The sequence below is a fragment of the Bibersteinia trehalosi USDA-ARS-USMARC-188 genome, from assembly GCF_000521725.1.
GTDB lineage: Bacteria > Pseudomonadota > Gammaproteobacteria > Enterobacterales > Pasteurellaceae > Bibersteinia > Bibersteinia trehalosi.
The window spans coordinates 2,185,165-2,208,968 of the sequence record NZ_CP006954.1 but is presented as its reverse complement, the minus strand read 5'-3'; the positions used below and the strand labels follow the sequence as shown (position 1 = coordinate 2,208,968).

General features: G+C 42.2%; 29 protein-coding genes. 18 read left to right on the top strand and 11 right to left on the bottom strand.

All coding sequences use genetic code 11. The features are described 5' to 3' along the window. Positions 1-85: 85 nt before the first annotated feature. Together F542_RS10805 and trpS are read left to right on the top strand one after the other, a co-directional pair. Positions 86-277 carry a hypothetical protein gene (locus tag F542_RS10805; RefSeq protein WP_025267462.1) on the top strand — a complete coding sequence of 64 codons (192 nt, stop codon included), beginning with the start codon at positions 86-88 and terminating at the stop codon, positions 275-277. Between the two features lie 88 nt (positions 278-365). Continuing rightward, positions 366-1,394, top strand: coding sequence for a tryptophan--tRNA ligase (gene trpS / locus F542_RS10050; protein WP_015431609.1), 1,029 nt, complete (start codon positions 366-368; stop codon positions 1,392-1,394). A gap of 44 nt (positions 1,395-1,438) precedes the next feature. Here trpS and F542_RS10045 read toward each other — a convergent pair whose 3' ends face one another. Both F542_RS10045 and F542_RS10040 read right to left on the bottom strand, forming a co-directional pair. Further along, positions 1,439-1,735: a Bor family protein gene (locus tag F542_RS10045; protein ID WP_015431610.1), complete on the bottom strand. Its 297-nt coding sequence runs from the start codon at positions 1,733-1,735 to the stop codon at positions 1,439-1,441. An 11-nt stretch (positions 1,736-1,746) separates the two neighbouring features. Further along, positions 1,747-2,037, bottom strand: coding sequence for a Bor family protein (locus F542_RS10040; RefSeq protein ID WP_025267461.1), 291 nt, complete (start codon positions 2,035-2,037; stop codon positions 1,747-1,749). Positions 2,038-2,182: 145 nt separating this feature from the next. Between F542_RS10040 and lpxH the strand changes: the two genes are divergently transcribed. From lpxH to F542_RS09995, 9 genes are all read left to right on the top strand, one after another. Beyond that, the gene (gene lpxH / locus F542_RS10035) at positions 2,183-2,893 is read left to right on the top strand and encodes a UDP-2,3-diacylglucosamine diphosphatase (protein ID WP_025267460.1); all 711 of its coding nucleotides are present in this window, start codon (positions 2,183-2,185) and stop codon (positions 2,891-2,893) included. Beyond that, on the top strand, positions 2,890-3,681 hold the full coding sequence (locus tag F542_RS10030; protein WP_025267459.1) for a glycosyltransferase family 2 protein: 792 nt from the start codon (positions 2,890-2,892) through the stop codon (positions 3,679-3,681). The genes lpxH and F542_RS10030 overlap by 4 nt, the downstream gene beginning before the upstream one ends. 60 nt (positions 3,682-3,741) lie before the next feature. Then, positions 3,742-4,110, top strand: a complete 369-nt coding sequence (locus F542_RS10025) for a YbaN family protein (protein WP_015431614.1) — start codon at positions 3,742-3,744, stop codon at positions 4,108-4,110. 158 nt (positions 4,111-4,268) lie between these two features. After that, positions 4,269-4,865, top strand: a complete 597-nt coding sequence (mog, locus tag F542_RS10020) for a molybdopterin adenylyltransferase (protein WP_015431615.1) — start codon at positions 4,269-4,271, stop codon at positions 4,863-4,865. Beyond that, positions 4,862-5,773: a DUF5672 family protein gene (locus F542_RS10015; RefSeq protein ID WP_025267458.1), complete on the top strand. Its 912-nt coding sequence runs from the start codon at positions 4,862-4,864 to the stop codon at positions 5,771-5,773. The genes mog and F542_RS10015 overlap by 4 nt, the downstream gene beginning before the upstream one ends. After that, a complete protein-coding gene (glnB, locus tag F542_RS10010) occupies positions 5,760-6,098 on the top strand; it encodes a nitrogen regulatory protein P-II (RefSeq protein ID WP_015431617.1) in 339 nt (112 codons plus the stop codon). The genes F542_RS10015 and glnB overlap by 14 nt, the downstream gene beginning before the upstream one ends. A 99-nt stretch (positions 6,099-6,197) precedes the next feature. Then, positions 6,198-6,689, top strand: coding sequence for a signal peptidase II (lspA, locus tag F542_RS10005; protein ID WP_025267457.1), 492 nt, complete (start codon positions 6,198-6,200; stop codon positions 6,687-6,689). Between the two features lie 52 nt (positions 6,690-6,741). Next, positions 6,742-7,686, top strand: coding sequence for a 4-hydroxy-3-methylbut-2-enyl diphosphate reductase (ispH, locus tag F542_RS10000; RefSeq protein ID WP_015431619.1), 945 nt, complete (start codon positions 6,742-6,744; stop codon positions 7,684-7,686). Further along, entirely contained in the window at positions 7,683-7,931 is a 249-nt protein-coding gene (locus F542_RS09995; RefSeq protein ID WP_025267456.1) for an FAD assembly factor SdhE, read from the top strand. The genes ispH and F542_RS09995 overlap by 4 nt, the downstream gene beginning before the upstream one ends. Before the next feature lie 36 nt (positions 7,932-7,967). On the opposite strand, the gene F542_RS09990 is transcribed toward F542_RS09995, so the two are convergent. Further along, on the bottom strand, positions 7,968-8,387 hold the full coding sequence (locus F542_RS09990) for a hotdog fold thioesterase (protein ID WP_015431621.1): 420 nt from the start codon (positions 8,385-8,387) through the stop codon (positions 7,968-7,970). Positions 8,388-8,637: 250 nt separating this feature from the next. On the opposite strand from F542_RS09990, the gene F542_RS09985 reads away from it, so the two are divergent. Continuing rightward, complete coding sequence (locus tag F542_RS09985; protein ID WP_015431623.1) at positions 8,638-9,999, top strand: diaminobutyrate--2-oxoglutarate transaminase; 1,362 nt, start codon at positions 8,638-8,640, stop codon at positions 9,997-9,999. Between the two features lie 53 nt (positions 10,000-10,052). Here the strand turns inward: F542_RS09985 and F542_RS09980 are convergent, their stop codons facing one another. Continuing rightward, positions 10,053-10,448 carry an ACP-like domain-containing protein gene (locus tag F542_RS09980; protein ID WP_015431624.1) on the bottom strand — a complete coding sequence of 132 codons (396 nt, stop codon included), beginning with the start codon at positions 10,446-10,448 and terminating at the stop codon, positions 10,053-10,055. A 214-nt stretch (positions 10,449-10,662) separates the two neighbouring features. Between F542_RS09980 and F542_RS09975 the strand changes: the two genes are divergently transcribed. Both F542_RS09975 and F542_RS09970 read left to right on the top strand, forming a co-directional pair. Beyond that, positions 10,663-12,195 (top strand): pyridoxal phosphate-dependent decarboxylase family protein, encoded by a 1,533-nt coding sequence (locus tag F542_RS09975; RefSeq protein WP_025267455.1) that lies wholly within the window; start codon positions 10,663-10,665, stop codon positions 12,193-12,195. A gap of 112 nt (positions 12,196-12,307) precedes the next feature. Next, positions 12,308-13,000, top strand: coding sequence for a CPBP family intramembrane glutamic endopeptidase (locus F542_RS09970; protein ID WP_025267454.1), 693 nt, complete (start codon positions 12,308-12,310; stop codon positions 12,998-13,000). A gap of 20 nt (positions 13,001-13,020) precedes the next feature. Here F542_RS09970 and plsY read toward each other — a convergent pair whose 3' ends face one another. Beyond that, positions 13,021-13,644: a glycerol-3-phosphate 1-O-acyltransferase PlsY gene (gene plsY, locus F542_RS09965; protein ID WP_025267453.1), complete on the bottom strand. Its 624-nt coding sequence runs from the start codon at positions 13,642-13,644 to the stop codon at positions 13,021-13,023. Between the two features lie 64 nt (positions 13,645-13,708). On the opposite strand from plsY, the gene folB reads away from it, so the two are divergent. The 3 genes from folB (at position 13,709) to arcA (ending at position 15,848) form a co-directional block, all read left to right on the top strand. Next, on the top strand, positions 13,709-14,059 hold the full coding sequence (folB, locus tag F542_RS09960) for a dihydroneopterin aldolase (RefSeq protein ID WP_025267452.1): 351 nt from the start codon (positions 13,709-13,711) through the stop codon (positions 14,057-14,059). 55 nt (positions 14,060-14,114) lie between these two features. Next, on the top strand, positions 14,115-15,002 hold the full coding sequence (gene cdd / locus F542_RS09955) for a cytidine deaminase (RefSeq protein ID WP_025267451.1): 888 nt from the start codon (positions 14,115-14,117) through the stop codon (positions 15,000-15,002). A gap of 129 nt (positions 15,003-15,131) precedes the next feature. After that, on the top strand, positions 15,132-15,848 hold the full coding sequence (gene arcA, locus F542_RS09950) for a two-component system response regulator ArcA (protein WP_015431631.1): 717 nt from the start codon (positions 15,132-15,134) through the stop codon (positions 15,846-15,848). A gap of 110 nt (positions 15,849-15,958) precedes the next feature. Here the strand turns inward: arcA and dnaJ are convergent, their stop codons facing one another. The 4 genes from dnaJ to F542_RS09930 form a co-directional block, all read right to left on the bottom strand. Continuing rightward, complete coding sequence (gene dnaJ / locus F542_RS09945; RefSeq protein ID WP_025267450.1) at positions 15,959-17,092, bottom strand: molecular chaperone DnaJ; 1,134 nt, start codon at positions 17,090-17,092, stop codon at positions 15,959-15,961. A gap of 164 nt (positions 17,093-17,256) precedes the next feature. Then, the gene (locus tag F542_RS09940; RefSeq protein WP_042365740.1) at positions 17,257-17,631 is read right to left on the bottom strand and encodes an effector binding domain-containing protein; all 375 of its coding nucleotides are present in this window, start codon (positions 17,629-17,631) and stop codon (positions 17,257-17,259) included. An 83-nt stretch (positions 17,632-17,714) separates the two neighbouring features. Then, on the bottom strand, positions 17,715-19,616 hold the full coding sequence (gene dnaK, locus F542_RS09935; protein ID WP_025267448.1) for a molecular chaperone DnaK: 1,902 nt from the start codon (positions 19,614-19,616) through the stop codon (positions 17,715-17,717). Positions 19,617-19,740: 124 nt separating this feature from the next. Continuing rightward, entirely contained in the window at positions 19,741-21,267 is a 1,527-nt protein-coding gene (locus tag F542_RS09930) for a YifB family Mg chelatase-like AAA ATPase (protein ID WP_025267447.1), read from the bottom strand. 160 nt (positions 21,268-21,427) lie between these two features. On the opposite strand from F542_RS09930, the gene F542_RS09925 reads away from it, so the two are divergent. Beyond that, the gene (locus F542_RS09925; protein WP_038445824.1) at positions 21,428-22,597 is read left to right on the top strand and encodes an FAD-dependent oxidoreductase; all 1,170 of its coding nucleotides are present in this window, start codon (positions 21,428-21,430) and stop codon (positions 22,595-22,597) included. Between the two features lie 115 nt (positions 22,598-22,712). Here F542_RS09925 and hutZ read toward each other — a convergent pair whose 3' ends face one another. Together hutZ and hutX are read right to left on the bottom strand one after the other, a co-directional pair. Further along, positions 22,713-23,243 (bottom strand): heme utilization protein HutZ, encoded by a 531-nt coding sequence (hutZ, locus tag F542_RS09920; RefSeq protein ID WP_015431638.1) that lies wholly within the window; start codon positions 23,241-23,243, stop codon positions 22,713-22,715. 14 nt (positions 23,244-23,257) lie between these two features. Continuing rightward, the gene (gene hutX, locus F542_RS09915; RefSeq protein ID WP_025267446.1) at positions 23,258-23,752 is read right to left on the bottom strand and encodes a heme utilization cystosolic carrier protein HutX; all 495 of its coding nucleotides are present in this window, start codon (positions 23,750-23,752) and stop codon (positions 23,258-23,260) included. Between the last annotated feature and the right edge of the window lie 52 nt (positions 23,753-23,804).

Below are 23,804 nucleotides of genomic sequence, written 5' to 3'. Positions count from 1 at the left end.
AGCACCGCTTTGATGTTACTTGAAAAGATGTTCCGACCTGAAAGCGAATGGTGGAAAGCTCACCACAAACAAGTGGTGGAACGTAATGAACGCTCATTTGGGATTTGAACTAAATATTGCCACACTCTATATAGTCTGTTTAGTAGACTTTATTCAGTTCCGAGCCAATGTGATGACGGCAGAGAAATATACCGTTTTGCCTGAACTATCAAAATGGGCACAAGAGATGAAGCATCGTTATCCATGTTTGTCTGTAACAAAGCCGTATGTCGCTTAAATTGGTTTTACCAAGCGGTTAAATTTAGCTGATTTTTTGCAAAATTTTGCTAGAATTCGAGCGCTTGTAATTTAAAAAGAGAAGAAAAATGACTAAACCTATCGTATTTAGTGGCGTGCAGCCTTCTGGTGAACTCAGTCTTGGTAACTATTTGGGCGCATTGCGCAACTGGGTAACCATGCAAGATGAATTTGATTGCTTATTCTGTATTGTGGATCAACACGCTATCACCGTTCGTCAAGATCCTGAAAGCTTACGCAAAGCGACACTTGATACCCTTGCGATCTATCTTGCGTGCGGTATTGATCCTGAAAAGAGCACTATTTTTATTCAATCTCATGTGCCGGAGCACGCCCAACTCTCTTGGGTGCTAAATTGCTACACCTATTTCGGTGAAATGGGGCGTATGACTCAGTTTAAAGATAAATCCGCACGCCACGAAGACAATGTAAACGTAGGACTCTTTACCTACCCAGTGTTAATGGCAGCGGATATTCTGCTTTATCAAGCCAACCAAGTGCCTGTGGGCGATGACCAAAAACAGCACCTTGAAATTACCCGTGATATTGCAAACCGCTTCAATGCGTTATATGGCAAAAAAGATGCTGAAGGCAATGTAGTTGAACCAATTTTCCAAGTGCCGGAAGTGTTTATCGCGAAAACTGGGGCAAGAATTATGTCGCTATTAGAGCCGACTAAAAAAATGTCTAAATCAGATGAAAATCGCAATAATGTGATCGGCCTTTTAGAAGATCCAAAATCGGTTGCTAAAAAAATTAAACGAGCAATGACAGACGGCGATGAACCACCTGTAGTGCGTTATGATGTGCAAAATAAAGCGGGCGTATCTAACTTGTTGGATATTTTAGCGAGCGTCACAGGCAAAACGATTCCAGCCTTAGAAGCGGAATTTGAAGGCAAAATGTACGGACATTTAAAAACGGCTGTTGCCGAAGAGGTATCTAAGTTGCTGACCGATTTGCAAGCACGCTACAACCACTTCCGCAATGATGAAGCGTTATTAGAAAAAATCTATCGTGAAGGGGCGGAAAAAGCGAGAGCCAAAGCCGAAGAAACGCTACAAAAAGTTTATCAAGCGGTCGGATTTGTAAGATAATTTGCAAAAAAATCGGATACTGAAGTATCCGATTTTTTTATCCATTATTGTTGGCAGTAAACTCTTGAAACTCGAGGGGTATAAATACCTAATGTCACTAATCCAACGAGAATATTACCACCGGTTAATTGGCTTTCTACTTTGCTGATTTTATCTTCGCCGCCACAGATTTCAACGGCATTGACTGTTCTTTCTTGTCCGATACCACTAATAAAGAAAGATTGATTTTCTTCATAGCTTAATTTTGCTGGTGCCTTATCGTTTAGATAAACGGTTTGATTTGAACAAGCAGAGATCAATAACGCAGATCCTACTACCAAAGTCGTTAGCATTTTTTTCATTATTTATCTCCTTATTTGCAGTAAACACGCATGTCGCGTGGTGAGTAAATACCGTAAGAAACCGAATGCAATAATCCGTTAAGGAAGGTTTGTTGGGTTTGCACTTTGGCAACTTTGTCTGCCGAACCGCAGATTTCTGCACCGTTTACTTCTTTTGATTGTCCTAGCCCACTAACAAAGAAATGTTGCATTTTATCATAAGTAGGTTGAGAGGCAGCATTCTGCTCCGAAACAATAAAAGTATGAGTAGAACACGCAGACAATAACAAAGCCGTAGCTGCTGTTATCACGAGTTTTTTCATAAAGGCTCCTATTACTGAGAGTGAAAAAAAGTATCATTAATGTAACTGATTTGCAGATAGATAACAAATATTTATAAATAAAGTGTGATTTATGGCAAAATTTTTATCTATAATTTGCTGCAATCGTTTTATTGATTTAGAGATTATGTCCACTTACTTTATCGCCGATCTCCACCTTTCAGAGCATGAACCCCACATCACTGAGCTTTTTTTGCAATTTATGGCAGAAAAAGCACCGCTTGCTGAGGCAGTATATATCCTTGGTGATTTGTTCGATTTCTGGATTGGTGATGACGAACAGTCCGAACTTATTACACAAGTTAAGCAAGCTATTCATCGTGTTACTGCGCAGGGCGTACCATGCTATTTTATCTGTGGTAATCGTGATTTTCTATTGGGCCAGCGTTTTGCAAAAGAGAGTGGCATGCAGTTATTACCTGATTACCATCTGGTTGAGCTGTATGGTCGAAAAACTCTGCTGTGTCATGGTGATACACTATGTATTGATGATGTGAAATATCAGCAGTTTCGGCGTAAAGTGCATCAAAAATGGCGTCAGCGGCTTTTCCTTTGTTTGCCGTTGAAATGGCGAATTGCGATAGCAGAAAAAATTCGTGCAAAAAGTAAAGCGGATAAACAATCAAAATCGGCTCAAATGATGGATGTGAATCCTGTATTTACCGCAAAAATTGTAGAGGAGTTTGGTGCTGTATGGCTGATTCATGGGCATACACACCGACAAGCAGTTCATGCTGAGCCATATTTTACTCGCATTGTGCTTGGGGACTGGGGAGCAACAGCATCTATTCTTGAAGTGAATGAGCAAGGTTTTCAGTTTAATGAGATACGCGAATGATTGATGTGATTATTCCTGCCTACAATGCAGAAAAAACGTTACAACGCGCGGTACAAAGTGTGCTTAATCAACCCGAACTCAGCACGCTTTGGATTGTTGATGATGCCTCAAATGACAATACGCTGGCTTTTGCTGAAAGCTTTGCCCGCCAGGTACCACATAAAATCCGCGTTGAACGAATGGGGCAAAATAGCGGCGTAGCAAAAGCACGGAATTGGGGAGCATTGCAATCAAACGCAAAGTATATTGCCTTTTTAGATGCCGATGACGCTTATGAAAATGGCGCACTACAGGTTGCGAAAGGTATTTTTGATTTTCGGCCTGATACCGGCGTGGTGCGTTTGGCCTTGAAGCCAATGAATCTTGCTACGCGTTATACTGAACATCCTCATTTTGCACGGGCATGGCAGAGTATGCAGATGACTTGTGGTGGGAATGTTGTTTTCCAACGTGCGTTTTTTCTTGCCTGCGGGGGTTTTCCCCAAGATCAATTATTTCGCCAGTTTGGTGGTGAAGATGGTGCACTGGGTATTGCGACAACGCAAAGTGCGGCGGTGGTGACTGCCTTTGATGAAGTTGGGGTGCTGCATTATTGCCGAGAAGGTATGCATGCCGAATACTTATTGGATGCATTATTATTTAACCGTGCTCGTGTCGGTATTGGCGAAACCGAACTTGCTTATGCGAATAACGTGAGTTTGCAAATCCAGCAACGTCTTGCGGAAGTAAATCGGATTTTAAATAGTGCGCAGCGTGGAATTTGCCCTGTCAAGCTATCGTGGGAATAGGTTGCAAAAATGGTCAAATTGGGTATTATTTGAATTTGCGATTTATTATCACTTCAAATTATGAAACCAATCTATATTATTTTAGGCTTTATCGCCGTGGCTCTCGGGCTTATCGGCATTCCAACCCCAGGATTACCTACCACGCCGTTTCTCCTCTTGGCGATGTATTTTTTTGGTAAAGGCTCACCACGTGTACAGCATTGGTTTATGGGCACCAAATTGTATAAAAAATATTTGAAAGAGTATGATGAAAAACGCGCTATGACCATGAAACAGAAGCTCTCCATTTTGCTCGTTTCTGCACCATTTTCGATCTTTGCCTTTTTTGTATTGCCTAATATATGGGGCAAAATTGTGCTCGCGCTCGTCATTGCCTATCAGTATTACTACTTTTTCTTTAAGATTAAAACTTTGGAAAAGCTCGCTTAACAGGGTAGAATGTGTGTCATTGAATGCTTGAGTAATCCCCTCTTATTAGCTGCTGAGCATGTAAATTAATTTGCGGCAGATTCTCATAAAGAGGGGGGAATAACCTAACAATTTTTTGATTTATCCATAGGATAATTTTTGCAAAAAAGTGAGCTAAAATGACCGCTTGTCTTTCCAAAACTACGCTTAAAATCGGTTTAGTCTCAGTGTCTGACCGTGCTTCACAAGGTGTATATACCGATCTTGGCATACCTGAATTACAACAATGGCTAGAGAGGGCATTAACTGTACCTTTTGAGCTTGAAACCCGCCTTATTCCTGATGAACAACCGCTTATTGAACAAACGCTGATTGATTTAGTTGATAATCATGCATGCCATTTAGTGCTGACAACGGGTGGCACAGGGCCAGCTAAACGCGATGTTACCCCTGATGCGACTCTTGCTGTTGCACATCGAGAAATGCCTGGCTTTGGCGAACAAATGCGCCAAGTCAGCCTACATTTTGTTCCCACCGCAATTCTCTCACGCCAAGTAGGTGCTATTCGCCATGCAAGCTTGATTTTAAATTTACCGGGGCAGCCGAAAGCGATAAAAGAAACGCTTGAAGGGGTAAAAGATGAAAAAGGCAATACGCTTGTTCGGGGTATTTTTGCCGCAGTTCCTTACTGTTTGCAGCTTTTGAGTGAGATTTATATTGAAACTAACCCCGCTATTTGTGAGAGCTTTCGTCCTAAATCGGCGAGAAGAGCATGAGTGGTGAAACCATCACAATTGTCAGTGTTACAGGGCATCAAGACTACGCACAAGGCTCTGTTTACGCGATTGCTCGTTCTTACTTTGAATTACAGAAAAAGTTATCCAACGAGAGATTGCGCTGTTTGTTAATTAGCCCAAAAAAACCAAACGTATGTCCAGATTTTATAGAATGGCTCGAATGTAAACCGTTTAGCTATCTAGAATATAACTATTTTATTATTTATGTGCTGCATCAATTCATACAGACTGATTTTGTACTCATTGTGCAAAATGATGGCTTTGTGCTAAATGGCAAAAATTGGCAAGATGCATTTCTAGATTATGACTATATTGGCGCGCCCCTTAACACGTTATTCCGCTATCAAGACGAGCACCTTATTCAAGCTGGGCAAGAGTTTTGGGAGAGGCACTTTAATAATATTCCTCCAGCGCATTTTGAAGTGCAAAATGGAGGATTTTCTCTGCGCAGCAAGAGATTATTAACATTGCCTTCTGAATTGCAATTACAATGGTTGGTTGATTCCGCGAAATTATCGTGCAATTTGCCGTTAGAGCTCTCACCCAGAACGGCTATGCATAATGAAGATATCTATTTTTGTGCGGTATATCGTAAGTTGTTTGAAGAATTAGGGATTAAATTTGCCCCTTCTGCGTTAGCAATGGCATTTGCTATAGAATCCACGCTATATCATGCCAAACATCAATTTGAGATAGATACGATTTTTGGCACGCATACTATGGGGCATTTTGTTTTAAATGATCTGAATAACGTTTATATGCAGAAAGCGATAGAAATGGTAGATGATAATATTCTTTCTAATCGTTTAGCACAGGTGATACTTCTAAATGGAATATCAATTACTACACCTAATACACTAATGGGTAATCATCATGAAAAAAATTGAAGCAATTATTAAACCATTCAAACTAGATGATGTGCGTGAAGCCTTAACCGATGTGGGTATTCAAGGAATGACCGTAACCGAAGTTAAAGGTTTTGGTCGCCAAAAAGGGCATACTGAGCTTTATCGTGGAGCAGAATATGCCATTGATTTTTTGCCGAAAGTGAAATTAGAAATTATTGTTACCGATGAGCAAGTGGAAGAGTGCATTGCAGCAATTATCGACACTGCACAAACAGGTAAAATTGGTGATGGCAAAATTTTTGTTTATGATGTGGAGCGAGCTATTCGCATTCGCACAGGCGAAGAGAATGAAGAGGCGATTTAATTTGCAGAATTTTCTGTAAATTCAACCGCTTGTGAGGGCGTATTACATACGCTTATTGTGATCTTGATTTGAACAATATGTTCTAACATAGGTAACCCGATGAAACCAAAAACAGGACTTAAATTTTTATGGCTCAGTTTAGCTGTGCTGGTTACGGATTTATTCAGCAAATACATTGTAGTACAACGCTTTGAACTTTATGAAAGCATCAATGTTATGCCGATGTTTAATTTAACCTACGCGCGCAACTATGGGGCAGCCTTTAGTTTTTTGGCCGATCACAGTGGTTGGCAAAAATACTTTTTCTTAGGATTGGCAGTCATCATTTCTGTTGCATTGATTGTGATGCTATTTAAAAATAAAGCAGAGTTGAAACTACAAAATAGTGCTTATGCTTTAATTATTGGTGGTGCGATTGGCAATGCGATTGACCGTGCCTATCACGGCTATGTAGTCGATTTCTTCGATTTTTATTGGGATATTTACCATTACCCAGTGTTTAACGTTGCTGATATTGGCATTGTAATTGGTGCTGGATTGCTGATATTAGAAAGTTTGTTGGATAGTCGTAAAAAGAAGAATAACAAATAATATATGAAGCGGGCGTATTGAGTACGCCCACATTAGAAGGATTAACAACCAAATGAAAATAATTTTAGCCAACCCTCGTGGTTTTTGTGCGGGGGTGGATCGAGCAATTTCCATCGTAGAACTTGCCTTGGAAATTCACGGTGCGCCGATTTACGTACGCCATGAAGTAGTGCATAACCGTTTTGTGGTGGACGGTTTAAAAGCCAAGGGGGCGATTTTTGTTGAAGAGTTGGACGAAGTGCCAGATGGTGCAATTGTGATTTTCTCGGCGCATGGCGTTTCTCAAGCCGTTCGCCAAGAAGCAAAACGTCGTGAATTGAAGGTATTTGATGCAACCTGCCCTCTTGTGACCAAAGTACATATGCAAGTTGCTCGGGCGAGCAAAAAGGGTACCAAAGCCATTCTAATTGGACACGAAGGGCACCCCGAAGTCGTTGGTACAATGGGGCAATATGATAATCCTGAAGGCGGTATTTTCTTAGTGGAAGATGTCGAGGACATTGCCAAACTCGGCTTAAAAGATGATGATAATCTCACTTTTATGACGCAAACAACACTCTCTATTGATGATACTAGCGATGTCATTGAAGCTTTGAAACAGAAATATCCAGCCATTCAAGGTCCGCGCAAAAATGATATTTGCTATGCAACGACCAATCGCCAACAAGCAGTTAGGGAGCTGGCAAAGCAATCACAGTTAGTGCTGGTGGTAGGAAGCAAAAATTCATCAAATTCTAACCGCTTGGCGGAGCTTGCTTCTCGAATGGGGGTATTATCTAAGCTGATTGATGGGCCTGAAGATATTGAGCCTGCTTGGTTAGAGGGTGTAGGCACTATTGGCATTACCGCAGGTGCATCTGCCCCTGAAGTACTGGTGCAATCGGTGGTTTCTCGCTTAAAAGCACTCGGCGTAACCGAAGTGGCTGATTTAGAAGGCATTGAGGAAAACACCGTGTTTGAAGTGCCGAGAGAATTACGCATTACGGAGGTACAATAATGGAACTTAATCGTTTTAGAATTGAATGGGATTGCCGGCGAGGAATGCGAGAGCTAGATAAGCTCATTATGCCGTTTTACCAAAAGCATTTTGATGAGCTAGACGAAAGCCAACAGCAGACATTTGTCGCGTTGCTGGGCTATACCGACCCAGAGTTGTATCGTTGGTTTATGAACCAGCTTCCTGCGCCAACAGCTGAGCTGCAAGCGATGGTGAGGCTGATTCAGCAGAAATTGGAATACTAACGGCAAGCGGTCTGATCTTGCAGAAAAAATGCAAAATTAGCCCGCTTGTTTTTTGTTGAATAATCGAATACTTACGCGTGCAATAGCACACAAATTCCCTCGCTCATCTCGTTGTTTCACCTGCCATACTTGGCTTTCTCTCCCTAAATGCAATGGCGTTGCTGTTGCAATTGCCGTACCGCTTTTTATCGCTTTTAAATGGCTGATATTCAGCTCTGTTCCAACAGGAACTTGTTCATCTGTACAATGTAACATAGCCGCGGCTGATGCGACTGTTTCGGCTAATAGAGCAGAAACGCCTCCATGCAATAAACCAAATGGCTGTACAGTGCGATGATCTACAGGAACAATAGCCGTGAGGCTATTTTCGCTAATTTCAGTAAATTCAATTGCCAAATGAGATACGGCTGAGTGTTGGCAAAGCTGGTTAAGTTGTGTAAGTGTCAGTGTTTTCATCTATTTTTACAAAAATTACTTTCATTTTTAGCAAAAAATTGTACTATACACCGCCCCATTTAGGGAATGTTTCCAACCTGTCATTTTTCCTTATTGGCAGGGTAAAAACAAAAGCTGAAACGCTTTTTTTTAATAAGTAGCGAGTCAAAATGCCCCAAGGCACCGAGTTTTTTAGAATTCGAGAGCTTAGGCTTCCTCCGCAAGGCACCCGACTTATTTTTTTTAACCTCTTATAGAAGGTCAATTCAGAATGACAACCACTCCTGTAACGGCTGTTAAAGCCAGCAATGAATACTATCTTTCCCGTCAAAACGAAATGGAATCTAACGTACGTAGCTACCCTCGTAAATTGCCATTAGCGATTGCGAAAGCGCAAGGCTGTTGGGTCACAGACGTGGAAGGTAACGAATACTTAGACTGTCTTGCTGGTGCAGGCACATTGGCACTTGGGCACAATCACCCAGCCGTTATTCAAGCAATCCAAGATGTATTAGCAAGCGGTTTACCATTACACACCCTTGATTTAACTACCCCATTAAAAGATGCATTTACCGAAGAATTGCTCTCTTTCTTCCCGAAAGGTGAATATCGTTTACAATTCTGTGGCCCATCTGGTGCAGACGGTACAGAAGCAGCGATTAAACTAGCGAAAACTTACACAGGTCGTGGCAATGTGATCGCTTTCTCTGGCGGTTATCACGGTATGACACACGGTTCACTTGCCATGACAGGTAACCTCAATGCGAAAAATGCGGTACAAAACTTAATGGCTGGCGTGCAATTTATGCCATATCCACACGAATACCGCTGCCCACTCGGCATTGGTGGTGAAGCAGGTGTAGAAGCCTTAACTTACTATTTTGAAAACTTCATTGAAGATGTAGAAAGCGGTGTGGTAAAACCAGCGGCAGTGATTTTGGAAGCCATTCAAGGCGAAGGCGGTGTGGTTAGTGCACCAATTAAATGGTTACAAAAAATCCGTGAAGTTACTCGTAAACACGGTATTGTGTTGATTTTAGACGAAGTACAAGCAGGATTCTGCCGCTCAGGTAAAATGTTTGCCTTTGAACACGCAGGGATTGATCCTGATGTTGTAGTCATGTCAAAAGCAGTCGGTGGTAGCTTGCCACTTGCGGTACTTGCGATCAAAAAAGAGTTTGATGCGTGGCTACCAGCAGGACACACTGGCACGTTCCGTGGCAACCAAATGGCAATGGCAACTGGCTATGCATCATTGAAAGTGATGCGTGAGCAAAACCTTGCTCAAAATGCACAAGAACGTGGCGATTTCTTACAAGCAGAATTGAAAAAATTAGCAGAGAAATTCCCTTGTATCGGTAATGTCCGTGGTAAAGGCTTAATGATCGGCATTGAAATTGTGGACGAACGCCAAGCACAAGATCGTGTTGGTGCATTCCCTGCAGATGGTGTGCTTGCGGCTGAAATCCAAAAAGCGTGCTTTAATAACAAATTAATGTTAGAGCGTGGTGGTCGTGGCGGTAACGTGGTACGTATTCTTTGCCCACTTATCATCACCCAAGCAGAGTGTGAAGAGATGATCAAACGCTTTGCTAAATCAGTTGAAGATGCGCTGAAAGCAGTGCGTGCTTAATAAATGAAAGAAAGCGCCGTCCAGCTGGACGGCGTTTTTATGTATTGTTGTGGTTAGCGTTTTTTCGCTTTACAAAGCTTGTATAAAATTTCGTTGCTAGGGCTTTGAATGTTGATATTTGCACGACGATGGTTGCTAAATGTCATTGGATCGCCATATAAGCTGAAATTATTTTCATCACCAAATGTTGTGCCGGATTCATCTGTTTCATGCAAATTAATTGGCATAAAACGTGTTTTGCCATTTAATTTTGCTTCAGCATAGGTTGGGCGGTTTTGTTTGTTAAAACCGTATTTTACCGTGAGTTTTTTATTATCTTGGCAGACATATTTTACTTTGGTGGTTTTAACTGTGCTGGCATGAGCTTGACGAGCATCGCTGTGCGGTGCTGCTTGTGCTAACCCGGTTGCTAACATGGCAAGCGCTGCAAATGTCATAATTTTTTGCATAAATACCTCGTTTAAAATAGTAGAAATTTTTATCTGTTTTTATAAAACAGCGGCTATAAGGCACGATTTTAGCAGAAAAGTTCCTGTAATAGAAAATTATCCCTAATTTTAATGTGTCTTTGAGGTTATACGTTTTAAAGACCTAGTTGCTTGATTTGAATGATTAACAAGCCCTACAATACTTATGTTTTTATGCTCATAAAAAGGAATCATCATGTCAAATATGTCTCAACATAGACAAGCGTTATTCTGCAACGATCAAAACTCTATTGCAGATTATCAGAAAGCCATGGCAACAGCGGTACAAGCGGTGTCAGATTGGTTACAAAATGAAAAAATGTACACAGGCGGCTCAATTAAGCAACTGCGTTCTGAAATTGCATTTAACCCAAGCAAAGAGGGTTTTGGTGTCGCAAAATCGCTTGATCGTTTAATTGAATTATTCTTAAACAAAAGTTTAAAAGTACATCACCCACATTCACTTGCTCACTTACACTGCCCGACGATGGTGACTAGCCAAATCGCAGAAGTATTGATTAACGCTACTAACCAATCAATGGACTCTTGGGATCAAAGCCCAGCAGGTTCGTTGATGGAAGTACAACTCATAGAATGGTTACGTGAAAAAGTCGGTTATGGCAAAGGTGATAGTGGCGTGTTTACCTCTGGTGGTACGCAATCTAATTTGATGGGCGTATTGCTTGCTCGTGATGCTTGTATTGCGAAAAATTGGCAAAACGCAGACGGAGCAGAATGGTCGGTGCAAAAAGATGGTATCCCACCAGAAGCCATGCATAAAGTCAAAGTGCTTTGCTCTGAAAATGCCCACTTCTCCGTGCAAAAAAATATGGCGATGATGGGAATGGGCTTCCAATCTGTCGTCACCGTACCTTGCAACGAAAATGCACAGATGGACGTTACCGCACTTGCAAAAATTTGTGAAGAATTGACCGCTTCGGGCAAAATTATCGCTTGTGTGGTAGCCACTGCTGGCACAACCGATGCTGGGGCGATTGATCCAATTGCCGATATTCGCAAAGTGGCAGATCAATATGGTGCGTGGTTACACATTGATGCGGCGTGGGGCGGTGCATTACTGCTTTCTAATGAATACCGTTCTATGCTTAATGGTATTGAGCAAGCAGATTCCATTACCCTTGATTTCCACAAACATTTCTTCCAAAGCATTTCGTGCGGGGCATTCTTGCTGAAAAATGCCGAAGAGTATCGCTACATTGACTACAAAGCGGACTATCTCAATTCAGAATATGATGAAGAGCACGGCGTACCAAACCTTGTCTCAAAATCATTACAAACCACTCGCCGTTTTGATGCCTTAAAATTGTGGTTTACCGTTGAAGCCTTAGGCGAAACCTTATACGGTTCAATGATCGATCACGGGGTGAAATTGACCCGTGAAGTGGCAGATTACATCAAAGCAACTGACGGTTTAGAATTGTTAGTTGAACCACAATTTGCGTCCGTATTGTTCCGTGTCGTACCAAACGGCTACCCAGCAGAATTTGTGGACACATTAAACCAAAATGTGGCGGATGAACTCTTTGCACGTGGCGAAGCAAACATTGGCGTAACCAAAGTCGGTGAACACCAATCGCTGAAAATGACCACATTAAGTCCAATTGCGACACTCGAAAATGTGAAAGCGTTACTTGCTCAAGTGCTGGCTGAAGCAGATCGCATTAAAAATGCCATCGTAGATGGTAGTTATACACCAGCGATTGATTAGTTTATTAGCAAAAAATAACAATAAAGTAACCGCTTGTCAGAGGCTGTTGAACGCCAATAGTCTCTGGTTTTAAGCGGTTGTTTTTTAATAAAATTTTACAAAAGGAGAACACATGAAACATAGCACACGCTACGAGCTGACCCCTTGGGACGTATTCGTACTCACTCTAATTCTATTTGGTTTAGCCATCTATACCTCAACGCAGCAATATTTGCTACTTAATCAAGAAGTCGTGACAGTTGATGAAAATTTAACGTTCTCGAATGCGCAAAATTACTACGCTTTTATTAGCCAATTCTTACAACTCTTGCTTGCAGCAGCATACCTCAAATGGCGACGTTTTGATTTTAGCCGTTGGCGGATTCAACCTTCATGGCAGGCAATTTTTCATGGTATCGGGCTTTTTATTTTACTTTCGCTGGCAATGGATCTCTATTATGTTCTGATCTACGGGGTCGCTGAGCCCGTTTATCCAGTGCCGTTTACCCAAGTATTAGGAGAGGTTCGCTTTTCTACGGTGTTATATGCGTTATTAAATGGCTTTTATGAGGAGATTTTCTTTCTTGGTATTTGCCTTGCAGTTAAGCCGCAATATTTGAAATGGGCAGTACTTTATTCATTAATTATTCGAGTGAGTTTCCACACTTATCAAGGGATGGAAACCGCCTTGGGTTTAGGTATTTGGCTTGGACTGGTGATTTATCTACTTTATGCACGCAGTAAAGATAAAAACTTATTACCGTTTTGGGTGGCTCATGCTATTGCTGATGTTTTTGGGCTAAGTATTGCCAGCTATTTCACATAAAGCATATTGATAAGCATGAATTACTCATGCTTATCTGCTGGTTTAGCTTTAATTAGTGCATAGCGCCAAATTTGATCTTCTTGCCCACGCCATAAGCGTTGGAGATTTTCATGATGGCGGAAGATCAATAGGCAGCAAACTAAAGCAATTGGGAAAGTAAACTCAGGCTTAAACCACCAAACAATTAAAGGGAGAAGTAGAGAGGTGATTGCGGCACTTAGCGATGAATAGCCTGAGATAAAAAAGCAGAGTAACCAGACGCAGAGTGTGAGACCTGAAATTTCACAGCCAAATGGAATGATCGCACCGAATGCGGTTGCCACTCCTTTCCCGCCTTTAAATCTAAAAAAGAGTGGAAAGATATGTCCTAAGCAGGCGCTGAGTGCAATAAAGCCAATGGAAGTAGGGGAAAGTTCCAGATAAAAGGCGATTGAAACAGGCAACATGCCTTTTAGTATGTCGGCTAATAGCACGCCGAGTGCAGCCAATCGCCCACCAATCCTTAGCACATTTGTTGCACCAGGGTTGTGAGATCCTTCTTCTCTTGGGTCGGGAAGACCTGCTAAGCGGCAGAAAATCACGGCACTAGAAATTGAACCGAGCAAATAAGCGAATAAGATCAAGAAATTGGCGATAATGCTCATTTTTCCCCCTTTATTTTGAGATTGTTATGTTATTCTACTCCAACTTTTGCAAGGAGAATATCCGATGACTGATAAAGTTTTTATTCATGAACTGACAGCCTTTGCCTCTATCGGGGCGTATGAGTGGGAACACACCATCAAACAGCGCCTTGTTTTTAATATTGAAATGGAATGGGATTTTTCAAAAGCCGTTGCCGAGGATAATGTTGAATTTTGTTTGAATTATGCTGAAGTTTCGCAAAAAATTCTCGATTTTGTTGAAAATACGCCATTTAAATTAGTTGAAACCGTAGCATATCGTGTGGCAGATCTACTACAACGTGAATTTGCGATTCAAAGATTACGGATTGAGTTACATAAACCAAAAGCTGTGGCACAGGCCGAAAGTGTAGGCGTGATTGTGGTACGCGATTAGGAATTTCTCCCGACAAGCGGTCATTTTCTAACTAAATTTTACCAAGGAGCAAACTATGCCAACTTTAACCGATATTAAACAACGTTTAGCACAGAGTAGTAATCAAGATAATCCGATTGTTGCTCGCATTGTAGCACTGTTAGCAGAGCAAAATTGGCAAGGCAGGTTATCAGCAGAGCAGGTTGAGCAGCTTTGCCAAACGTTCAGATTAACGCCGGTACAGCTTGCTTTGCACTGTATTGAACTTGCTGCTTGTTATGCTTTAACACCTGTTTCAAAATTTAATGTCGGTGCTGTGGCGATTGGTCAGTCGGGGGCTTTCTATTTTGGTGCAAATCAGGAGTTTGCTGGTGTAGCAATGCAACAGACTGTGCATGCAGAGCAGAGTGCCGTTTCACATGCGTGGATTGCTGGCGAAGCAGGAATTACCGATGTTGTAGTTAATTACACGCCTTGTGGTCATTGTCGCCAATTTATGAATGAACTTAATAGCGCTAATGAGTTAAAAATTCATTTACCGCATAGTCAAAATAATTTGTTACATAGCTATTTGCCAGATGATTTTGGCCCGAAAGATCTGAATATTGATAAGTTACTTTTTGATGAGCAGGATCAAGGTATAACTGTTCAAGGTGATGTTTTACAATGTGCTGCAATCCGTGCAATGAATGGCTCTTATGCCCCTTATAGTCAGGCATACAGTGGTCTTGCATTCCAGGCCGGAGGCGAGATTTTTTATGGTAAATATGCGGAAAATGCCGCTTTTAATCCGAGTTTCTTACCTCTGCAAAGTGCACTGAACTATTATCGTTTTAGTGGGGTCGAACATCCAATTGAGCGTATTGTCTTGTGCGAAAAACAGGCAATTTTAAGCCATTATCAGATGACATCAATGTTAGCGAAAGCATTATTTGAGCTAGAAGTTGAGTATCTCGCTGTATAGATATGTTTCGCTTTCGTGACAAAAATTGATTAAAACCAACTTATTTTTAAATAAAGTATTTCTGATGTTAAAAATGGCAGGTAAAATATTCCTATTCGTAATAACGTAAAGGATTGATAAGGTCAGAGAATGCAGATCCCAAAAATTTTAATTGTTGAAGATGAAGCAGTTACCCGCAATACATTAAAAAGTGTATTTGAAGCCGAAGGTTATCAAGTGTTTGAAGCCCAAGACGGAGTTGAAATGCACTCAGTACTCAGTGAACAGGAAATTCACTTGGTTATCATGGATATTAATCTGCCTGGCAAAAATGGATTGATGCTGGCAAGAGAGCTACGAGAGAAAGATGATATTGCGTTAATGTTCTTAACGGGACGCGACAATGAAGTTGATAAAATTTTGGGGCTAGAGATTGGCGCTGATGACTATATCACTAAGCCTTTCAATCCTCGTGAGCTGACAATTCGGGCAAGAAATTTATTGCAACGTACTATGTCTGAAGGCGAGAAATTACCTAAAGAGACACAGAATGTTGAGGTATTCCGTTTTAACGGTTGGGCGTTAGATATTAATAGCCGCAGTTTGATTAATCCTGAAGGCGAGGTTATTAAGCTGCCACGTAGCGAATTTAGGGCGCTGCTACACTTCTGTGAAAATCCAGGTAAAATCCAGACACGAGAAGAGCTCCTGAAAAAAATGACTGGACGTGAGCTTAAACCACACGATCGTACAGTGGATGTTACTATTCGCCGTATTCGGAAACATTTTGAAGATCACACGCCAAATTCGGAAATTATTGTCACAATCCATGGTGAAGGTTACCGTTTCTGTGGTGAATTAGAGTAAGCTTGCTTTGAAAAGCTATTCTAGCTACATGCAGAAGATCATGAATTGACGGAAGCGAAGAACAAGAGCAAAAAATAGGGCTGATTCACATTTGTGTTCAGCCCTATTGGTTATTTACCTAAATTATCAAAAAAGTTCTTCACGCCTTGAAAAAAGCCTTCGTGTTTCGGGCGGTGTTGTCCTTTACCTTCTAAGCTCTCTTCTAATTTGCGTAATAACTCTTTTTGCTCCTCATTTAGCGATACAGGGGTTTCAATAATCACTTTGCAAATTAAGTCGCCTGCATAACCGCTTCTTGGTGTGGTCACGCCCTTACCACGCACTCGGAAGAGTTTACCTGTTTGGGTTTCAGCAGGGATTTTAAGTTTAACTCGCCCGTCTAAGGTCGGCACTTCAATTTCGCCGCCTAATGCTGCCATTGTAAAGCTGATCGGCACTTCGCAGTAAAGATTTGAACCATCACGCTTAAAAATGTCGTGATCACGCACGTGAATGATCACATACAAATCGCCAGCTGGTGCGCCATTTTCGCCTGCTTCACCTTCGCCAGATAAACGTAGTTGGTTGCCGGTATCCACGCCCGCAGGAATCGTTACTGATAAGTTTTTCACTTTATCTACACGTCCGCCACCGTGACAAGATTGACACGGTTTTTCAATTTTCTTACCGCTACCATGACAGTGTGGGCACACTTGTTCAGTCATAAAGAAGCCTTGCTGACGGCGGATTCTGCCTGCACCGTGACAGGTCGGGCAGGTTTCTACTTTGCTGCCTTTTTCTGCACCGCTACCGTGACAAGAATCGCAAGGGACAAGGGTGCGAATGCGAATATCTTTTTTCACGCCTTTGACGGCTTCTTCAAGGGTAATTTCTAAGTCGTAACGTAAATCATCACCACGCACGACACGTTGGCGACCACGTCCACCGCCAAAACCGCCGCCGAACATTTCGCTGAAAATGTCTTCAAAGCCACCAAAACCGCCACCGAAGCCACCGCCTCCACCAAAGCCGCCACCTTGCTCAAAAGCGGCATGACCATATTGGTCATACATCGCTTTTTTCTCTTTATCGTTTAAGACTTCGTAAGCTTCTTGAATTTCTTTGAATTTCTCTTCTTTTTCTTTATCCCCTTTGGTGCGGTCAGGGTGATATTTCATTGCCAATTTTTTATAGGCACGTTTAATCTCTTTTTCATCAGCGTTTTTGCTGACACCAAGTAGTTCGTAATAATCTTGCTTTGCCATAAGGTTTCCGTTTTTGTAAAAGGTTGCGGTAAGTGGGGCAGTTGTAACCCTCTCCCTGATTTTCGCCTCTGAACGAGCCGAAAACCTGTCCCTCTCCCCTTGGGGAGAGGGAGGAGAAAGCCAGAGGCTTTCGGAGGGAGAGGGGGTATTTTATAGATTGCTTATTAACAATGCGGACTGACCGCAATATAAATTTCCACTTTCCTTTCAGGCAGATACTTCTCAAAATCCACCGTAAACGCCCGTTTCAACAGGCCTTGCTGAGCTTTTTGCCAAATTCCTTGCCACGTTTCTCTGATCCATTCGCATTTGGTCGGGAATTTTTCATACCACGTTAAATCCTCAATCACCATCGGCGGATTGCCGTTCGGGATTTCGGTTGCTACCGAAAAATCATAGCCATTCTCGGTGTAATTAAAATAGACCCCGTAACAGGTTGTTTTTTCAGGTAATTCTACCGATTGCCAAATCTGCACAAAATCCGCAGAGGTTGCTTTATGGGTAAGTGTGAAAGTTTTGATTGGGTAGAGTGTTAGCATTTTGCAAAAAATCCGTCAAAATTAACCGCTTGTATATGCAAAAGGGGCGTATGCCATACGCCCCTACATTCAATGCTGAAAGATTATTTATTGTCTTTCACTTCTTCAAACTCGGCATCAACTACACCATCATCTTTTTGATTTGGCTGTGCTTGTTGTTGAGCTTGTTGTGCTTGTGCTTGACCTGCTTGAAGGAGTGGTTCAGAGGCTTTCACTAAGGCTTCAATTTTCGCTTCAATATCCGCTTTATCTTCGCCTTTTGCAGCTTTTTCTAAATCTGCGACCGCTTGTTCAATCTTCGCTTTGTCGTCTGCATTTAACGCTTCACCTGCTTCGGTGATTTGTTTGCGAGTGCCGTGAACTAATGCGTCCGCTTGGTTGCGAGTTTGCACTAACTCTTCAAATTTACGGTCTGCATCGGCATTTGCTTCTGCATCACGCACCATTTGCTCGATTTCAGCTTCGCTTAAACCTGAAGAAGCTTGGATACGGATTTGCGCATCTTTACCTGTGGTTTTATCTTTCGCCGACACATTGATGATACCGTTTGCATCAATATCAAAGGTAACTTCAATTTGCGGTACGCCACGTGGTGCTGGTTGAATACCTTCAAGGTTGAATTGACCTAGCGATTTATTGTCTTGTGCACGTTTACGCTCACCTTGTAACACGTGAATCGTTACCGCAGATTGGTTATCTTCCGCTGTTGAGAACACTTGCGATTTTTTGGTTGGAATCGTGGTGTTTTTCTCAATTAAGGTGGTCATCACGCCGCCCATAGTTTCAATACCTAATGAAAGTGGGGTAACGTCTAACAATAATACGTCTGTCACAGAACCGCTTAATACACCGCCTTGAACTGCCGCACCGATTGCAACTGCTTCATCTGGGTTTACGTCTTTGCGTGGCTCTTTGCCGAAGAATTCTGCCACTTTTTGTTGCACTAATGGCATACGGGTTTGACCGCCCACTAAAATCACATCGTTGATTTCAGAAACTGATAAACCAGCATCATTTAATGCCACTTTTACAGGCTCTAATGAACGTGCGACTAAATCTTCTACTAACGCTTCTAATTTCGCACGAGTTACGGTGATCACTAAGTGTTTCGGCCCTGTCGCATCCGCTGTGATGTATGGTAAGTTCACTTCGGTCGATTGTGCAGAAGAAAGCTCAATTTTCGCTTTTTCCGCTGCTTCTTTCACACGTTGCATTGCCATTGAGTCATTGCGTAAATCCACGCCTTGCTCTTTTTGGAACTCTTCCACGAGGTAGTTGATTAAGCGGTTGTCAAAGTCTTCACCACCTAAGTGAGTATCACCGTTGGTTGCACGCACTTCAAAGGTTTGTTCGCCATCTAAGTTATCAATTTCAATGATAGATAAGTCAAATGTACCACCCCCTAAGTCGTAAACGGCGATGATTTGGTTCTCTTTTTTAGAGTCTAAACCGTACGCTAACGCAGCCGCTGTTGGTTCGTTGATGATACGTTTAACTTCTAAACCAGCAATACGACCTGCATCTTTGGTTGCTTGACGTTGTGCATCGTTAAAGTATGCTGGCACAGTGATAACCGCTTCAGTAACAGGCTCGCCCAAGAAGTCTTCTGCGGTTTTCTTCATTTTTTTCAACACTTCCGCAGAGATTTGTGGCGGAGCCATTTTCTCATCTTTTACGTTTACCCACGCATCGCCATTGTCTGCTTTCACGATTTCAAATGGCATAATTTCAATATCACGTTGCACTTCGCTATCGGTAAAACGACGACCGATTAAACGTTTGATTGCAAATAATGTATTTTTCGGGTTAGTAATCGCTTGGCGTTTTGCTGGTGTACCGACTAAGGTTTCGTTTGCCGTGTAAGCGATGATAGAAGGGGTTGTACGTGCGCCTTCTGCGTTCTCAATTACACGTGGTTTATCGCCGTCCATCACAGCAACACAAGAGTTAGTTGTACCTAAGTCAATACCGATAATTTTTCCCATTTTGGATTCCTCTATTTAGAAATTTTGTAAAAATGTGGGGAAACCGACCGCTTCCCCTCAGACGGGGCATAAAATAGGAACGAAAAAGAGGCTTTCAAGGGGAAGAAGAAAAATTTTTTTAATTTTATCCTTGTAAACGTTGTAATAATCTATCCATTGCTCGATAGCCTAAGGCTTCGGCAAGGTGAATTTGCTGAATATTGGGCTCATTAGCCAAATCGGCAATGGTTCGAGCGACTTTTAGAATGCGATGATAGGCGCGCACAGACAAACCGAGTTTCGTGAGTGCATTTTCAAGAAATATGGCATCTTGAGCATGGAGTTTGCAATCTCGTTCAATTTCTCGACTACTTAGCTGAGCATTAATCTTGCCTGCACGTTGCATTTGTAAATTTCTAGCAGAAATAACCCGCTTGCGAACTTGCTCTGTGGTTTCGCCACGTTGTTGCTCTCGCTGCTGTAAAGCACCTTGAGGTAAAAGAGGGACTTCAATTGAGAGATCAAATCGATCGATAAATGGCCCCGAAAGCCGATTTAAATAACGTATGACTTGTTGAGGAGAGGTGCGGTTATGTGTACCTTGATAATGTCCTGTGGGGCTAGGGTTCATTGCTGCAATTAACTGAAATTTTGCAGGAAATCGTACTTTAGCGTTCGCACGAGAAATAATAATTTCGCCACTTTCTAATGGCTGGCGCAACGCATCAAGTACTTTACGTTCAAATTCGGGTAGCTCATCAAGAAATAGTACGCCATTTTGAGCAAGGCTGATTTCCCCTGGTTTAGGGATCGAACCACCTCCGACTAATGCGACCATGGATGCACTATGATGGGGTGAACGGAATGGGCGTTGTTTCCAATTTTGGAAGCTTAACTCATTTTGCACCAAGCTTGTAATACTTGCGGTTTCTATCGCTTCTTCATCGCTCATTTCGGGGAGTAAATCTGGCAAACGGCTGGCGAGCATCGTTTTGCCTGTACCGGGTGGGCCAAGAAAAAGCAGATTATGTTGCCCAGCAGCGGCAATGGTTAAGGCGCGTTTGGCGTGTTGTTGCCCGATAATATCCGTTAAATCTCGGCTTACAAGCGGTGGATTTTCCACATTTTTTTGCGAAATTTCTTGGGCGATAGGCAGTTGATCGCGCTTATTCAGAAAATTAACCACTTGCAAAAGCGAGGTGGCATAGTAGCTTTGAGCGTGAGAAACTAGGCTTGCTTCGTTGGCATTTTGGCGAGGCAAAATCAGCTCTCGCTTGGCATGATGGGCTGAAATGACAGCGGGAATTGAGCCGTGTACGCCACGTAGATTGCCTGTCAGTGAGAGTTCGCCTAAAAACTCAAAGGCACGCAATTTATCCATATCAATCTGCCCGCTGGCGGCAAGAATACCAATCGCGATAGGTAAATCAAAACGGCCTCCCTCTTTAGGGAGATCAGCCGGTGCAAGATTAATGGTAATTCGGCGGGCGGGATAGTTGAAATTGGCATTCATCAACGCGCTTCGTACCCGATCTTGAGCCTCTTTTACGCTTTTTTCCGGTAAACCAACGAGCGTTAAACCTGGGCTACCATTACTGATATGTACTTCTATTGTAACCAGTGGAGCTTCTACACCAATTGAGGCTCGACTATAAATAATCGCAAGGGACATGTTGTTCTCCAGTTGTTTTTGTCGAGCTTAAAAAAACAAGAGAAATTTACCAGTGAAGAAATGTAAATTCTGGAAGCAGATCACAAAAATAGTTTTGTGATTAACCAAATAAGATAAGAATAGATTAGAATAGAGCGTTTATTGATGGTTGGGGGAAATTATGCAAGAGGTCATTGTCATCGGTGGCGGTATGGTTGGGGCGGCAACGGCATTAGGCTTAGCCAAACTGGGGTTGAATGTTGCCTTAATTGAAAAAAATCCACTGCCGGCTTTTGAGCCAAATTGTCCTTATGATGTACGGATTTCAGCAATTAGTGCCGCTTCGGTTTCCTTATTAGAAAAATTGGGGGCTTGGCAGATCATTGAGCAAATGCGAGTTTGCCCTTACGATGGTTTGGAAACGTGGGAGGTTGAAGGCTTTGATACCTGTTTTCACGCCAGTGAACTTGGTTTGGATAAGCTCGGGTTTATGGTGGAAAATAACCTGATCCAAATTGGGTTGTGGCAAGCTTTAAATGATTATGCTAACTGCACACAAGCGGTTGGTTTTTCACAGATTTCTGCAAAACGTGAAGATGAAATTTGGACAGTAACACTTGATAATGAACGCCAATTTTCTGCACCGATCTTACTGGCTTGCGATGGGGCAAATTCTCAGGTACGGCAATGGGGCGGTATTGGGCTGACGAGTTGGCAATATCGCCAACATTGTTTGTTAGCTGTGGCCGAAACAGCATTACCGCAACAGAGCATTACGTGGCAGCAATTTTTCCCAAGTGGTCCAAGAGCTTTTTTGCCATTGTGCGGTAATCATGGTTGTATTGTGTGGTACGACAGCCCTGAACGCATTGCCGAGCTGACTCAACTATCAAATGAAAAATTAAGTGCGGAAATTATGGCGGCTTTCCCTAGCCGTTTAGGTGAAGTGAGTGTGACGACAAAAGCTAGTTTTCCTCTTACTCGCCAACATGCTCAACGCTACTATCAAAATGGTGTAATTTTAGTAGGCGATGCTGCCCATACGATTAACCCACTTGCAGGGCAGGGAGTCAATTTAGGTTTTAAAGATGTAAAAGCCTTGCTTGAGCAGGCGGAACAAGCGCTTGAAAAGGGCGAAAATTTTGCAAATGCGGATGCGGATATTTGGAAAAAATACGAATGGAAGCGCAAACCGGATAATTTGCTTATGCAAACGGGTATGGATGTGTTTTATAAAACCTTTAAAACTGATTTAATGCCAGTGAAAGCCTTGCGGAATCTAGGGTTAGTTGTTGCTCAGCGTGCAGGGGTTTTAAAGAAAAAAGCGTTGCAATACGCATTAGGTTTATAGGGTTGGCTATTTAACCTCTAACCCCCTCTCTGTAAGTAGATTTTATATTGCTTGCAGCAGAACTCTCGATAGTTTTTAGGAAAGGAGGCGAATGATGATTCGCCTCTTTTTGTCGTTACTCTTGTGGGGGTACTTGGTTTAAGTGTCCTTGATCTAAATGCACAAAGCTCACTAAATCATCCACACTCACATCAAAGGCTTTGCCAAAGCCTTTTACGAATAAACCGTGTTCTGGCTTAAAGCTAAAGACGTTGAAATCTAACATATTGGCAAGCTCTGAAACTAAATCGCCGTGGCGTGCTTTAAGCAGGGTAATACATTCTTCCCATTCATTTGAGTGACGCTCAACCATGCGTGCCGTGGCGTCGAATGTTAAACGGCGGCGCGCAAAAATTTCACGGCTTTTGCTTTCATCGTCAATTAGCATTAATGAAACCTTTGGTACTTCTTGTAAGTTGCGGGCGTGGCGGGCGATAGTGGAAATCAGTACGCGATATTCGCCGTTGTGAATAACAAAAGGGGCATAGCTCACATTTGGTGTGCCATTTTTGTCTAAGGTTGCAAGCACTAAGGTCTTTACTTGCTGTTTCATCTCTTGAATTTCTGGCCCTAAGCGATTTTGTAATACTTCTTGACGGTTAGTCATTGAGTTGTCTCCTGTTATTGAAATGCGTTGAAGTGTTGTACTTGGTGAGGGAATAATTGACGATTTTCATCCCGTCCCAAATAGACTTTAAACATAGTTTCACCTTCTTGGGTAATAAAGGCGATATTATAGCTTTCAGTGCCTCTAAATGGCATGCTGACAAAGGCAATATGAGCGATATTATCCAGTTTTAAATGCCCGTGAAGAGCACCTTCGTCGTCCTTCATGTTCAAGTTGTAATAGCCTCGCCCAATAATACCGCGAGGAAATTGATCTTTAACCTCAAAAATAGAACCGGCTTTTTCGATAATTGTTGTGAATTTTCCCCAGCCACTAATAGCTCGTAAAATTTCTTCTGCTCGTGTACCAGGAAAGATTTTTACAAATTGATCGGGTAAATTTAGCAGAATTTCGCCTTCTGGACGTGCGAGTTGCGCTGCCAGCTCTAACGTAATTAAGTTAGGATTGCTATTGAGAAGTTCAGTGATTTGTTGTTTAAGCGATAACATAAGTTGCACCATAATTATGATTATGGTTTGCATTATATTTTCAAAATGGATT